At 55.5% G+C, this 14,631-nt stretch carries 7 protein-coding genes and 1 pseudogene; all 8 read left to right on the top strand.

The features are described 5' to 3' along the window. The first annotated feature begins 3,097 nt into the window (after positions 1–3,097). The 8 genes and pseudogenes from IPK27_19985 (at position 3,098) to IPK27_19950 (ending at position 12,514) form a co-directional block, all read left to right on the top strand. Positions 3,098–3,692: pseudogene (locus IPK27_19985) on the top strand (hypothetical protein). A 1,828-nt stretch (positions 3,693–5,520) separates the two neighbouring features. Next, a complete protein-coding gene (tnpB, locus tag IPK27_19980) occupies positions 5,521–5,787 on the top strand; it encodes an IS66 family insertion sequence element accessory protein TnpB (GenBank protein MBK8069810.1) in 267 nt (88 codons plus the stop codon). A 91-nt stretch (positions 5,788–5,878) separates the two neighbouring features. Then, positions 5,879–6,841 carry a transposase gene (locus tag IPK27_19975; protein MBK8069809.1) on the top strand — a complete coding sequence of 321 codons (963 nt, stop codon included), beginning with the start codon at positions 5,879–5,881 and terminating at the stop codon, positions 6,839–6,841. Then, positions 6,804–7,379: an IS66 family transposase gene (locus IPK27_19970; protein ID MBK8069808.1), complete on the top strand. Its 576-nt coding sequence runs from the start codon at positions 6,804–6,806 to the stop codon at positions 7,377–7,379. Before IPK27_19975 ends, IPK27_19970 begins: the two co-directional genes overlap by 38 nt. 2,183 nt (positions 7,380–9,562) lie before the next feature. Next, complete coding sequence (locus IPK27_19965; protein ID MBK8069807.1) at positions 9,563–9,844, top strand: hypothetical protein; 282 nt, start codon at positions 9,563–9,565, stop codon at positions 9,842–9,844. Between the two features lie 659 nt (positions 9,845–10,503). Next, the gene (locus IPK27_19960; protein MBK8069806.1) at positions 10,504–10,902 is read left to right on the top strand and encodes a hypothetical protein; all 399 of its coding nucleotides are present in this window, start codon (positions 10,504–10,506) and stop codon (positions 10,900–10,902) included. A gap of 101 nt (positions 10,903–11,003) precedes the next feature. Further along, the gene (locus IPK27_19955) at positions 11,004–11,501 is read left to right on the top strand and encodes a ClpX C4-type zinc finger protein (protein MBK8069805.1); all 498 of its coding nucleotides are present in this window, start codon (positions 11,004–11,006) and stop codon (positions 11,499–11,501) included. Between the two features lie 449 nt (positions 11,502–11,950). Further along, entirely contained in the window at positions 11,951–12,514 is a 564-nt protein-coding gene (locus tag IPK27_19950) for a hypothetical protein (protein MBK8069804.1), read from the top strand. Positions 12,515–14,631: the final 2,117 nt, after the last annotated feature.

Genomic DNA, 14,631 nt, shown 5'->3' with positions numbered 1-14,631 from the left:
TGGGAAATTGAGGTGGTGGTTTTACGGTTGGTTTGTTTCCGCTCTGTAGACAGGCGAATTCTAACTATGTGTTCAAGCCGACGCCGGAACAGGCTCTTCGTTCAACCTGGCTGCGCGGCCGGCGCGACGAAACCGGGCGTTGGACGCAGGCAGCGGCGGGGCGTGGGAGAGGGGGGGGTGGTGGGGTGGGGAGAAAACCGGGTAGGCGTGGCGTTGGCTCAGGTTGGAGAAGCGCAATAGCACCAGTGTCGTATGAATTGAGCGGATTTTGTTGCAGGTGTTTCTGGAGAAGGGGCGGTAGTTGCTGTTGGGGCGTAACTTGGCCATACCCATGATCCATCGCTGTGAAATCAATCGGGTAAGGCTTGATTCTTGTCATCCTCGAAGTGCGGTACGTGGAACGGTTGTCACTTGCACAATTGGCCTGAGGCGGGGAAGATCAACGGAATGATGCGCCTCGGGCACAATGGCAAGGAACCTGACGTCCAACTATGTGTTCAAGCCGACGCCGGAACAGGCTCTTCGTTCAACCTGGCTGTGCGGCCGGCGCGGCTTAACACGGCGTTAGAATTCGCTCGCGTAGCCGTGACCGAGCTCGTCAAACGCTAGAATGCTGGGTGGGAATTTGTTCGGAGTTGATGCTTGATAGGGATGTGTTGAGGAATTGATTGGGTGGAGAGGGAGTTTTGAGTGTGGGAATCTGAGGTTGAGGCTAGGGGGGAAGCGTTTGATGCGTTCCTGAGGTGGAAATCTTGAGCTGGAAATCTTGGAAATCTTGCTGGAGAATCGAGGTGGAAGCATGAGGTGGGAAATTGAGGTGGGAAATTGAGGTGGGAAATTGAGGTGGGAAATTGAGGTGGGAAATTGAGGTGGGAAATTGAGGTGGGAAATTGAGGTGGGAAATTGAGGTGGGAAATTGAGGTGGGAACTTGAGGTGGGAACTTGAGGTGGGAACTTGAGGTGGGAAATTGAGGTGGGAAATTGAGGTGGTGGTTTTACGGTTGGTTTGTTTCCGCTCTGTAGACAGGCGAATTCTAACTATGTGTTCAAGCCGACGCCGGAACAGGCTCTTCGTTCAACCTGGCTGCGCGGCCGGCGCGGCTTAACACGGCGTTGGACGTCAGAAGCAGTGGCGGGTCGCAGTAGAGCGTGAGTGGAGAGGTGTGAAGAGCCAAAGCAATTGAGCGTCGGTTCATGCCGGGCCAAGTTGGAGCAGAAGCGCAATAGCACCAGTGTCGTATGAATTGAGCGGATTTTGTTGCAGGTGTTTCTGGAGAAGGTGCGGTAGTGGCTGTTCGGGCGCGAACTTGGCCATACCCATGATCCATCGCTGTGAAATCAATCGGGTAAGGCTTGATTCTTGTCATCCTCGAAGTGCGGTACGTGGAACGGTTGTCACTTGCACAATTGGCCTGTGGCGGGTAGATCAACGGCATGATGCTCATGGTAATTGGAGGCTCGGGAACAATGGCAAGGAACCTGACGTCCAACTATGTGTTCAAGCCGACGCCGGAACAGGCTCTTCGTTCGACCTGGCTGCGCGGCCGGCGCGGCTTAACACGGCGTTGGACGTCAGAAGCAGCGGCGGGTCGGGGGAGAGCGTGAGTGGAGTGGTGTGAAGAGCCAAAGCATTGAGCGTTGGCTATTGTTGGCTCAGGTTGGAGAAGCGCAATAGCACCAGTGTCGTATGAATTGAGCGGATTTTGTTGCAGGTGTTTCTGGAGAAGGGGCGGTAGTTGCTGTTGGGGCGCGAACTTGGCCATACCCATGATCCATCGCTGTGAAATCAATCGGGTAAGGCTTGTTTCCTGTCATCCTCGAAGTGCGGTACGTGGAAGGGTTGTTACTTGCACAATTGGCCTGAGGCGGGGAAGATCAACGGGATGATGCTCCTGGAAATTGGAGGCTCGGGCACAATGGCAAGGAACCTGACGTCCAACTATGTGTTCAAGCCGACGCCGGAACAGGCTCTTCGTTCAACCTGGCTGCGCGGCCGGCGCGGCTTAACACGGCGTTGGACGTAAGAAGCAGTGGCGGGTCGTTGGAGAGCATCCTGAGGTTCAGAGCGCAGTCGCGGCGAAGGTGAGGGCTGTTTGGGTGGGATCTTGGGCTGAAAGAAGCGCTTTAGGTCCCGTGTCGCTGAAACGGGAAAGGTGTTCTGGGCTTAAGGAATGGAAGAGCGCAGTAGCACCTCTGTCGTGAAAGAGCGCTTGAGCGCCGGGGATCGGGTAATGAGATTCTCTGTCTAAAGGGTAAGAAAATCATTGGTATAGTGGCCTTGGATAGAAGAGCCTGTGTTCCTGATCTTCAAGTGGCGTAAAAGCCGTGCTGGAGAGGACTGAAGGAAGGAGGATCAACTGCATGTCGTTTATCGCGGGTGGGGGCTCGGGCGGTGAAGCAAGAAACCTTACGTCCAACTATGCATTCAAGCCGATTGCGGAACAGGCTCTTGGCTTCGACCGAACAATTTGGTGCCGCAACGGCTTAATGCGGCGTTAGAGGTCACTATGCGAACGTTCTGGGTACTTGTTGCACTATTTGCGCTGGCTTCTTGTGCTAGCCCCGGGAGTTATCATCAAGATTACGGAAATGCCAGTCGGGTAGAATCCGGTTTTGAGAGGGTGAACTGCATTCTTGAGCCAGAGCATGAAACACTTGGCGGGAGAATGATTGCGGAAAGCTTTCGTTGTGCCTACCCAGCGGGCTATTCCGGCGAAATAGCCAATGGCTGTACGTGGGTCGATGGCTATGCTAAGAAGGACGGAACTTATATCCGACCTCATGCGCGATGCAATAGGGACATTACCGGCGCATACGCGTTCACCCAATCCTATCGAAACTCTGAGGCGGCAATACCTGGCTCTGGCTATGCAAGGTCCTGTGTAACCAGTTCCTGTGGCCCTGTTCGAGTGCGCGGATATTACAGAAAAGACGGAACATACGTACGCTCGCATACAAGAAGGCGGCCCCGAAGCGGTGACCTCTAACTATGCAATCAAGCCGATTGCGGAACAGGCTATTGGCATAAACCGGACATTCTCGTGCCGCAACGGCTTATTGCGGCGTTAGAACTCAGCGGCCCGTATGAGGAACATCGATGCGCCTGAACGTCGTGCTTGTTGATTTTGAAAATGTCCAACCAAGCGATGTGGCACTCTTGAAAGAGGGGCCGTTTAAGGTAAAGGTTTTCCTTGGTCCAAACCAATTGAGAGTGCCCGTTTCGCTGGCCGCGGCGCTCCAGCCTCTTGGGGTGAACGCCGAATACATACCCTTGGATTCTGCGGGAAAGAACGCGCTGGATTTCCACATTGCTTTCTATCTTGGAATGCTTGCATCGGAGGACAAGTCTGCTTACTTTCACATAGTCTCAAAGGATTCTGGATTTGACCCGCTTATATCACACTTGAAATCGCGGAAAATTTCGGTCGCAAGGTCGGAGTGCATAGCTGAACTGCCGTACTTTAAGCCAGCGCTGCCTTCTGCTCCAGATGCACAAGTGGAGGCTGCCATCGCTGATTTGGTGAAGAGAAAGGCATCGAAACCGAGAACTGAGAAAACAGTTTTAAGTACGCTGCATGCGCTCTTTAAAAAGGAGCTTTCCGAGAAGCAACTTAGTGGGCTTTTTGAGGCACTTCGCGCGCGGAGTGGTGAAAATTGACGGAACAAAAGTCTCATATAACTTGCCGGGCTGAGTTCTAACTATGCATTCAAGCCGATTGCGGAACAGGCTCTTCGCTCAAATCAAACTATCGTGCCGCAACGGCTTAATGCGGCGTTGGATTTCAGAAGCAGTGGCGGGTCGTGGGAGAGCGGCTTGAGTGTGGAGACGCAGAAGCGCCAGAGCTTGAGTGGTTTGGTCTGGGCTGATCTGAGCGCACTAGCAACTGCGTCTGAATTCTGCTCTAGCACCCATGTCCTGGAAACGGAAGAGCCGGTGTGGTCCTGTGGGAGAAGAGCGCAGTAGTCCCTTGTCTTTGAGACTGGATTCTTTGTGATGAGGCGCCGGAACAAGCGTGGAAACTTGGAAAGGGCGCTTGAACAATGGCTTGCGGGCCGGTCAAGCGGTGAAGGTCGTGCCGAGGCCTTGCACTGCAGATCTCAGGGGAGGAACATCAAGAGCATGAGTCTTCTCGCGGTCGGGTGCTCGGGCTGTAAGGCAAGAAACCTGAAATCCAACTATGCAATCAAGCCGATTGCGGAACAGGCTCTTGGCTCAAACCGGACATTAATGTGCCGCAACGGCTTATTGCGGCGTTGGACGTCAGAAGCAGTGGCGGGTCGGGGGAGAGCATGAGGTGGAGTGGTGTGAAGAGCCAAAGCACTGAGCGTTAAATTTTGCTCGCTTGGGTTGAAGAAGAAGCGCAATAGCACCAGTGTCTTGTCAATTGAGCGGGTTCTTTCGTGGCTGTTTCTGGAGAAGGTCGGTAGTCGTTGTTGGGGCGCCATCCTTGTTATGCGCTTGATCCATAGGTACGAAATAGAACGGGAAAGGCATCTTACGTGGCGTCCTCGAAACGGGGAAACTGGTTCGGTGGTCACTTGCGCAAGTAGCATGAGGCGGGGAAGATCAACAGCGTGCAGCTCAAGGAAATTGGAGGCTCGGGCATAATGGCAAGGAACCTGACGTCCAACTATGTGTTCAAGCCGACGCCGGAACAGGCTCTTCGCTCAATCTGGCTGTGCGGCCGGCGCGGCTTAACACGGCGTTAGACATCATGGCAACTCTATCGGAACAGGAATTCAAAGCTACGTTCTCGGCACCAATGCGGCAGGTGTCGGCGGACACGGAGCCGCCGTTCGAGTTCATTTCGTACTTCGAGAGCATCCCTCCAGCGGACTTCGGTTCTTACTATTGCCAAGGTAACGTGACGTATGTTTGGGAAGACTCTTCGTTAACGTTTCAACACGTGCTGTTTGATACGCAAGATCGCAACGTTTTTATGGTGGTTGTTCTTGATTTGACTGCGCGAGCTGTTGTTGGGCATCGCCTGCTTGATCTTAATGTCCTGTACGGTATGAGAGCGTCGCAATAGTGGTGCGTTCTAAAGATATACGGCGTGATGTCTAACTATGCATTCAAGCCGATTGCGGAACAGGCTCTTGGCTCAGACCAACCATTATCGTGCCGCAACGGCTTAATGCGGCGTTAGGCCTTTCGTCGAGAGAACGGTGACACACGGTCTTGTTCAACTGCGAATCACGGGATTCTCAGAGTTGGTATCCGTCCGACCGCGCCCATTCTTCCGTCCATCTCGGATGGCTGCGAGGCTGACGGCTTCATCGGCATCGGGGTCCTGCCGTGGCCCGTTCCCTCGGTTCGTTGGTCTGGTTCATGCGCATCTGCGCCGCTTCGCGCAGTCGCCTGAGCGCTCGGGTGTATTGCCGGGCGCAGGGTTGGTCGTATGCAACCTTCATGGCCTGGCGTCGGCGGTTGCTGCGTGAGCTGGTTGGCGAGCCACTGCGCTTCGAGCGTCGGCGCTGATGGTTGGCGGCCTTCCGGTCTGGGTATGTGCCGATGCCGTGGATTTTCGCCTCGGGATCGACGGCCTGGCGCTGCGGGTGCAGGCGAGCCTGGGACCGCAGCGGGCGTTGTCGAGTGCACGTGTTTTTCAACCGCGGCGCGACAAGGTCAAGATCCTCTGGTACGACCGCCATGGCTGGTGGCTGATGTGCAAGCGTCTGGAGCGTGGACAATTCTCGTCGGTGACGGCGGGGCGCTGTCGGAGAGCGACCTGCGGCTGGTGCTGGAAGGGATCGATCTGTCGGTGCGCAGGCTACGCCCGGTAACCGCGATGCGGGTGGCTTGATCGATCTGTCTTTTTGACGGCATATCAGTTACTTGCATTGCTTTCCGGTGCTCGCTGGGTAGCCTGCCGGAATGGTCCTGGCAAGCACCGACGTCGTCCCACGCGCCGATTACGAGGCGGCGCTGGCTCGCGCCGAGAGCGCCGAAGCGCGCCTCGCCGCCCTCGAACAGCAACTCGCCGCGCTCAAGCGGCAGCGTTTCGGGGCGTCCTCGGAGAACGCCGATCAGCTGACGATGTTTGGTAATGCCGACATCGAGCTGATCGAGCAGGAGATCCAGTCCGAGCAACCGGTGGCGCCGAAGAAGACTGTCGTGGAACGCCAGCGTCTGGTGCTGCCCAAGGGCTTGCCGGAAGAGCGGGTCGAAGTCGATCTGCCCGCGTCCGAGAAGGTGGCCTCTGACGGCACGCCGCTCAAGAAGATCGGCGAGGAAGTGACGGTCAAGCTGTGCTTCAAGCCGGCGGCCTTCTTCAAGAAGCTGATCGTGCGCCCCAAGTACGCCGATCCGCGGCAGCCGGAAGCGGGCGTGCGCTGCGCCAGGCTGCCGGCGCAACTGATCGACGGCTCGCACCTGGACGCGAGCCTCGGCGCGCACCTCCTGGTGTCCAAGTACGCCGATCACCTGCCACTGTTCCGCATCGAGGAGATCTATCAACGGGGCGGCGTGGCGATCCCGCGCAGCACCCTGTCGGACTGGGTGATCGCGTTGTCGGGGTGGCTCAAGCCCCTGGTGCTGCGCCTGCAGGCGGCGCTGATGCAGCAGTCGGTGATCCACGTCGACGAGACCGTGCTGCCGCTACAGTCGGTGGGCCGCACGATCAGCGCACGGGCCTGGGCCTATGTGGGCCGCGATCCGGCCATCGTGGTGTACGACTTCACGGCCGACAAGGCCGGCCAGCATGTGCGCGACTTCATGCGCTCGTGGAAGGGTGGTTGGCTGCAGGCGGACGCGGCGAGCAACTACGACGAGCTGTACCGCCAGCGACCCGGATCCGGAGGTGGGATGTTGGGCTCACGCCCGGCGCAAGTTCTTTGAGATCGCCGCATTGGCCGACAAGAGCGGCCAGCGCGTGCTGGCGCACGAGGCGGTCGAGCGCATCGGCGAGTTGTTCGCCATCGAGCGGGCCGCGAGCGAGGCGGGAGAAAGTCCTCCGGAGCGCGGCAAACGGCGACAACGCGACGCACGACCGATCCTCGACGCGTTCCGGTCCTGGTGCGAGGACAGCTTGCGTGAGCTATTGCCGAAATCGCAGACGGCATTGGCCATCGGCTACACGCTCAAGCACTGGGTTGCGCTGACGCGTTATCTCGACGACGGGGCGATCGCCATCGACAACAACGCCGCCGAGCGCGCGCTCAGAGAAATCGCGGTTGGGCGCAAGAACTGGCTGTTCGCAGGAAGCGAACGCGGCGGCGAGGCGTGTGCGATAGCCACCAGCCTGATCGAGACCGCAAAGGCGCATGGCCACGACCCACTGGCCTATCTGACTGATGTCCTGGAGCGCCTGCCGACGACGCTCAACCGGGAGATCGATGCGCTGCTGCCGATGAGCTGGGCACCGAGATCGGGGTAACAGATCCTCGCCGGCAGAGCACCAATGGGCGCTGTCGGACGCTTACAGAGTTGACGTCGGCCGTCCGCTCGCTCGCGCGCAGCGTCAGGGTATTCTGTGCGAAAGATCCGGGAGGCTCTTGAAACCCGTGAACCGATTAACGTTTCTCAGTTGTACATGCTCGATCATGATGAATCGAAAGCAGCACTTCGCACGCTACTCGGGGAACTCGTTAGGAATGGCACAACCTTTGAAATTTTGCTGGATGGGAAATTGGAAACGCGCCAATTCCTGGAGAATTCACTCGAACGGTGGGAAGAAATTTGCGCGGATACCCAACTCGAGATTGAATTAGAGTCCGGGGAGCCCTCCATTGAGTCGCTGAAAGAGCTAAAGCGACGGTATGGTCCGGACGCGTTCCTAGTGACACTTAATCAGATCTTGAGGTGTGAAGGTTACAATGTTGATGGAGAGACAATGCTTTGGGTCCGCCATGAGCTAGGAAAGGCCTAACTATGCAATCAAGCCGACGCCGGAACAGGCTCTTCGCTCAAACCGTGCCTTACAGCCGGCGCGGGTTATTGCGGCGTTAGACCTTATGACTAAACTTATCGCAATCCTTTTTGTTCTGTTTCTGCACTTTGGAAGTTCAAATGGAGTGGCGCAGGCTGTCCCGAGGTCAGTGAATTCATCGTTCAAGGGCGTTGAGTTGTACAGTTGGAAGGACAACGACACGGGACTTTGGCAGTTTTCAATTCTTCCCGGAACAAATAGAATCAAGGCAGAGTCAGAGATTCTTGAGAAAAAGAACGTGGTTGGTGGGCCTATCGACTTGAAGGATGAAATGAGCCAAATGGCCGAAGGCGAACAGGTGTTCTGGGCGAGCCCAGACCCGAAGAGATTCCCTTTCCGCCCTCGTAGTTCGTGAGATTGAAGGGCATGCTGCCGAGGCAAACATCGAGTTGGTTGTCTTTGACGAAAGATCCAACTAGATCGCAAGTGAGGAGAATGGATTGGATCTGTATCTCTCTTTAGTATCCTGGTGGCTTTAGAGCTTTGGGCAACTGAATTAAGGTCTAACTATGCATTCAAGCCGATTGCGGAACAGGCTCTTCGCCCAAATCAAACTATCGTGCCGCAACGGCTTAATGCGGCGTTGGATTTCAGAAGCAGTGGCGGGTTGTGGGAGAGCGGCTTGAGTGTGGAGGCGCAGAAGCGTCAACGCTTGAGCGGTTTGCTCTGGGCTGATCTGAGGTAGAACGCAGTAGCAACTGTGTCTGAATTCCGCTCTAGCAACCATGTCGCGGAAACAGGAAAGCCGGTGTGGTCCTGAGGAAGAAGAGCGCAGTACTCCCTTTGTCGTGGAGACTGGCTTCGTGGTGATGAGGCGTCGGAAGAAGCGAAGAAACTGGGAAGGGGCACTGGATCAACGGCCGCGGCGCGCTCGTGAGATGGCGGTCTTGCCAAGGCCTTGCGCGTCAGAGCTCGCGGGAGGAACATCAACAGCATGAGTCATATCGCGGTCGGGTGCTCGGACTGTATGGCAAGAAACCTGAAATCCAACTATGCAATCAAGCCGATTGCGGAACAGGCTCTTGGCTTAAGCCGGCTATTTACGTGCCGCAACGGCTTATTGCGGCGTTAGAACTCATGAACCGGCCTGACTAGTGTCGAACCTCAGTAGCCTCATCTTGACGTCCGGACAATCAAGCACTTACGAGCAGCTGACTTCCGTGGCTTGATTCGCGCAAGTTGTTGTTCTTTTGGCATTTTGATTGGTTCCGGCGCACGGCACACTGAGGTTCGACGCTAATCAGGTGAGGACAAGCCGCAATAGCAGCAATGTCGTATGAATGGAGCGGATTTTTCCGGTGCTGTTGCTGGGAATTGAAAGGCGTTGTAGTAGCTGTGCTCGCTAAACGCGCAGATTATCGTTATTGAATCAACAGGTTGAATATTGCTGCGTGCCAATTTCAAAGCGGTGGACCTGGAGCAAATTCCAATTGCGCAAGAAGGCTCAAGCGGGGACCTGATTAGCGTCGAACCTCAGTGTGCCGTGCGCCGGAACCAATCAAAATGCCCAAAGAACAACAACTTGCGCGAATCAAGCCACGGAAGTCAGCTGCTCGTAAGTGCTTGATTGTCCGGACGTCAAGATGAGGCTACTGAGGTTCGACACTAATCAGGTGAACCGGAACATTCGCATGCCTGTTGACTGTGATGGGATGCAAGTAGAGCTTGGATCTCGAGTACGGATTCTTTCGCTTTCGGGAGAGTGGTTTGATGCGCTTCCGGATGAAGAGCGTCTTGAAGTAGCCTCTATGATTGGTCAGGTATTCGAGGTTGAGGATATAGATGAATATGGTCAACCTTGGGTCAGTAAGTCTTGGCCTGATCCCAGGGAAGATAGGTGGCATGGACACGCGGTGGCGCTTGAATCCTATGAAATGCAGCTAGTCTTGGATCCTCCAGGATCAAGTCAATAGTAGGAGGAGGTAAATTGATGCAGTGAAAATATGGCACGCGCATTATGGAAAACTGGGTTGAGATATCGCGGGGAATGAGTTCTAACTATGCAATCAAGCCGATTGCGGAACAGGCTCTTGGCTCAAACCGGACAATTTCGTGCCGCAACGGCTTATTGCGGCGTTGGACGTCAGAAGCAGCGGCGGGTCGGGGGAGAGCGTGAGTGGGGTGGTGTGAAGAGCCAAAGCATTGAGCGTTGGCTATTGTTGGCTCAGGTTGGAGAAGCGCAATAGCACCAGTGTCGTATGAATGGAGCGGATTTTGTTGCAGGTGTTTCTGGAGAAGGGGCGGAAGTTGCTGTTGGGGCATAACTTTGCCATGCCCATGATCCATCGCTGTGAAATCAATCGGGTAAGGCTTGTTTCCTGTCATCCTCGAAGTGCGGTACGTGGAACGGTTGTCACTTGCACAATTGGCCTGAGGCGGGGAAGATCAACGGCATGATGCTCCTGGCAATCGGAGGCTCGGGCACAGTGGCAAGGAACCTGACGTCCAACTATGTGTTCAAGCCGACGCCGGAACAGGCTGTTCGTTCAACCTGGCTGCGCGGCCGGCGCGGCTTAACACGGCGTTAGATTTTTTTGGCAGGGAAGAGGTTGCGACCCTTCTAGGAGAAATGATGGTCGAGATTTCCATGCTCGTAGTAGCTGTGTTTGGAACGTTCTTGATCACCCTTGGAGTTGTAGCGTTCGTTCGTCCACAGAAGTTTCGCAAATTTCTATTGGGATTTGCGCAGAACGCGCGCGTTCACTTTATTGAGATGGGTTGTCGCCTTCTTGTTGGACTCGCATTTCTGGCGTCTGCACCTGGATTGAGATTTGAATCTGTATTTCTTGCCTTTGGATGGCTATTGATCGTGACAACTCTCGTTCTGGTTATGGTGCCGTGGAGGATTCACTTGAAATTTGCTCAATTGGTGGTCCCGCGAGCACTTGAGTACGCTTCATTCATGGGTGCCGTGTCCTGCCTATTGGGAGTTGGTGTGTTCTTTGGCCTATTTAGTGATGGAAAAATCTAACTATGCGTTCAAGCCGACCGCGGAACAGGCTCTTCGCACAGACCGTGGCGCTCGGTACCGCGGCGGCTTAACGCGGCGTTAGCCATCACTTGGGAGCGAGAGTGAACCTTCCACCGCCTGTTCTTGATTCTAGTCGCGTGCTCAGGTATGCGGTTGTAGACAACTCCGTCAACTTTACGAATCGGATCAAACTGAATGTGGCTGGTGAATGGCTCGGGAAAGTGCCTCGGCTCGCAATCTCGAAGAACTACGTGGTGCCAGATGATTATCTCCTCCTTTTCTGTGGTGAATCGTGGGAAGTTCTAGGAGTCATTTCTGGAGAGAATATAGAAATGCTCATGGCGAAGGCCGAGAGGGGATATGAAGGAATAAAAAATCTGTGGATAGAGCATCCTGCGTCAGACGAACAAGTTGCTGAATACTTAGAAAATGAGTACGGGGTTGATCCAAATTCCGAATGGTGGAAATGTATCTGTTCGTTCTGTGGAAAAGACCAAACGGAAGTTGGTGGCATGTTCGAAGGAAAGAGGTCAACTATTTGCCATGAGTGTGTCAGGTGGCTTTCAAGCGAACTTGGGAATACGTCAGGTTATGGCTAACTATGCGTTCAAGCCGACCGCGGAACAGGCTCTTCGCATTGACCGTGGCACTTCGTGCCGCGGCGGCTTAACGCGGCGTTGGACGTCAGAAGCAGTGGCGGGTCGTGGGAGAGCGGCTTGAGTGTGGAGACGCAGAAGCGCCAGAGCTTGAGTGGTTTGGTCTGGGCTGATCTGAGGAAGAGCGCACTAGCAACTGCGTCTGAATTCCGCTCTAGCACCCATGTCGTGGAAACAGAAGAGCCGGTGTGGTCCTGTGGGAGAAGAGCGCAGTAGTCCCTTGTTCTTGAGACTGGATTCTTTGTGATGAGGCGCCGGAACAAGCGTGGAAACTTGGAAAGGGCGCTTGAACAATGGCTTGCGGGCCGGTCAGGCGGTGAAGGTCGTGCCGAGGCCTTGCACTGCAGATCTCAGGGGAGGAAGATCAAGAGCATGAGTCTTCTCACGGTCGGGTGCTCGGGCTGTATGGCAAGAAACCTGAAATCCAACTATGCAATCAAGCCGATTGCGGAACAGGCTCTTGGCTCAAACCGGACAATTTCGTGCCGCAACGGCTTATTGCGGCGTTAGAACCCATGTCCAGACTGCTCGCAATCTTGATGATAGGCATTACCGGGGCTGGCTGCAGCTCAGACAACTCTCGGGCGACGTTCGAAGTCCCTCGTACTGGGTGTAAACTGACAATCGAGTTAGAACCTGCACACCCATCTTTGGCTGAATACAACCTTATCCTGCTTGTGGATATTGCGAACCATACAGAAACTAGCTTCATAATTTCTCCAAACACCGGCGGGTATAACGCTGCAAATCTCTTTGCGTGTGGAGATGGAAATGTTATGGTTGAAAGTTATGTAAGAAGCGCAGTGGTAAACACTCAAACCGGAGAGATCTCTGAAGGTCAATGTGACTCGGAACAAACGTATCTAGGTATTTTCGACGGCGGGGGTAGTAAAACGTGGGCGTTTTATCCTGCATCGGAACGTCCTGAAACGCCCTTAACTATGCGTGGCGGGTGAGAAATGGCGGTGGTCAGTATATGGTGGAAAGTCCCCTCGCACTGGGTTCTAACTATGCATTCAAGCCGATTGCGGAACAGGCTCTTCGCTCAAATGGAAATGTCGTGCCGCAACGGCTTAATGCGGCGTTGGACGTAAGAAGCAGTGGCGGTTCGTTGGAGAGCATCCTGAGGTTCAGAGCGCAGTTGCGGCGAAGGTGAGGGCTGTTTGGGTGTGATCTTGGGCTGAAAGAAGCGCTTTAGGTCCCGTGTCGCTGAAACGGGAAAGGTGTTCTGGGCTTAAGGAATGGAAGAGCTCAGTAGCACCTCTGTCGTGAAAGAGGGCTTGAGCGCCGGGGGTCGGATAATGAGATTCTTTGTCTAAAGGGCAAGAAAATCATTGGTATAGTGGCCTTGGATAGAAGAGCCTGTGTTCCTGGTCTTCAAGTGGCGTAAAAGCCGTGCTGGAGAGGACTGAAGGAAGGAGGATCAATTGCATGTCGTTTTTCCCAGGTGGGGGCTCGGGCGGTGAAGCAAGAAACCTTACGTCCAACTATGCATTCAAGCCGATTGCGGAACAGGCTCTTGGCTTCGACCGAGCAATTTGGTGCCGCAACGGCTTAATGCGGCGTTGGATTTCAGAAGCAGTGGCGGGATGTGGGAGAGCGGCTTGAGTGTGTAGGCGCAGAAGCGTCAGAGCTTGAGCGGTCTGGTCTGGGCTGATCTGAGGAAGAACGCAGTAGCAACTGTGTCTGACTTCCGCTCTAGCAACCATGTCGTGGAAACCGAAGAGCCGGAGTGGTCCTGACGGGAGAAGAGCGCAGTAGTCCCTTTGTCGTGGAGACTGGCTTCGTGGTGATGAGGCGTCGGAAGAAGCGAAGGAACTGGGAAGGGGCCCTGGATCATCGGCTTGCGGCACAGTCACGCGGTGACGGTCTTGCCGAGGCCTTGCACGGCAGAGCTGGCGGGAGGAACATCAACAGCATGAGTCTTTTCGCGGTCGGGTGCTCGGGGTGTATGGCAAGAAACCTGAAATCCAACTATGCAATCAAGCCGATTGCGGAACAGGCTCTTGGCTTAAACCGGACACTGTCGTGCCGCAACGGCTTATTGCGGCGTTGGATTTCAGAAGCAGTGGCGGGATGTGGGAGAGCAGCTTGAGTGTGTAGGCGCAGAAGCGTCAGAGCTCGAGCGGTTTGGTCTGGGCCGATCTGAGGAAGAACGCAGTAGCAACTGTGTCTGAATTCCGCTCTAGCACCCATGTCGTGGAGACAGGAAAGCGGGTGTGGTCCTGAGGGAAGAAGAGCGCAGTAGTCCCTTTGTCGTGGAGACTGGCTTCGTGGTGATGAGGCGTCGGATGAAGCGAAGGAACTGGGAAGGGGCCCTGGATCAACGGCCGCGGCGCGCTCATGAGGTGGGCGGTCTTGCCAAGGCCTTGCGCGTCAGAGCTCGCGGGAGGAAGATCAACAGCATGTGTCTTATCGCGGTCGGGTGCTCGGGCTGTATGGCAAGAAACCTGAAATCCAACTATGCAATCAAGCCGATTGCGGAACAGGCTCTTGGCTCAAACCGAACATTTCGTGCCGCAACGGCTTATTGCGGCGTTAGCTTTCATTTGGTTCCTTCATCGCAAGGAATTTTGTGGTGGTGAAAGAGGGCACTGAATTCACACTGGAGCAAGATTGCCGCGTTGCGCGCGGCGGCTATGCGGGTGGTGGTGGACGCCGCCGCGCGGTGAGCGGGCGGGTAGCGCTGACGCTCTGGAACGCAGACTGGGTTCCAAGAGACTTGAGGCCAGGTTGCCGCATTGTGCGCGGCGGCTACAGTGTAGGTGGGGGACGCCGCCGCGCAGTTCGCGGGCGGGTCTCGCTGGCGCGCTGGAACGTAGCCTGGGTTCCAAGAGACTTGAGGCCAGATTGCCGCGTTGTGCGCGGCGGCTCTCTGTGGGTTGGGGTCCGCCGCCGCGCGCTTGCGGGCGGTCGCACCTTCGGCGCATGCTCGTGGCAGCAGGTGTGGGCTTTTGATTACGGATGAAAAGCTAACTATGTGTTCAAGCCGACGCCGGAACAGGCTCTTCGTTCAACCTGGCTGCGCGGCCGGCGCGGCTTAACACGGCGTTAGGCCTCTGGGATAGCCCGC

This window comes from Rhodanobacteraceae bacterium (assembly GCA_016713135.1).
Classification (GTDB): Bacteria; Pseudomonadota; Gammaproteobacteria; order Xanthomonadales; family SZUA-5; genus JADKFD01.
This window is presented reverse-complemented; position numbering and strand designations above follow the sequence as displayed.

Excerpts from the sequence above, each read along its gene's own strand:
- IPK27_19975 (MBK8069809.1), top strand. The coding sequence starts at position 5,879 with ATGGTCCTGGCAAGCACCGACGTCGTCCCACGCGCCGATTACGAGGCG.
- IPK27_19965 (MBK8069807.1), top strand. The coding sequence starts at position 9,563 with ATGCCTGTTGACTGTGATGGGATGCAAGTAGAGCTTGGATCTCGAGTA.
- IPK27_19960 (MBK8069806.1), top strand. The coding sequence starts at position 10,504 with ATGGTCGAGATTTCCATGCTCGTAGTAGCTGTGTTTGGAACGTTCTTG.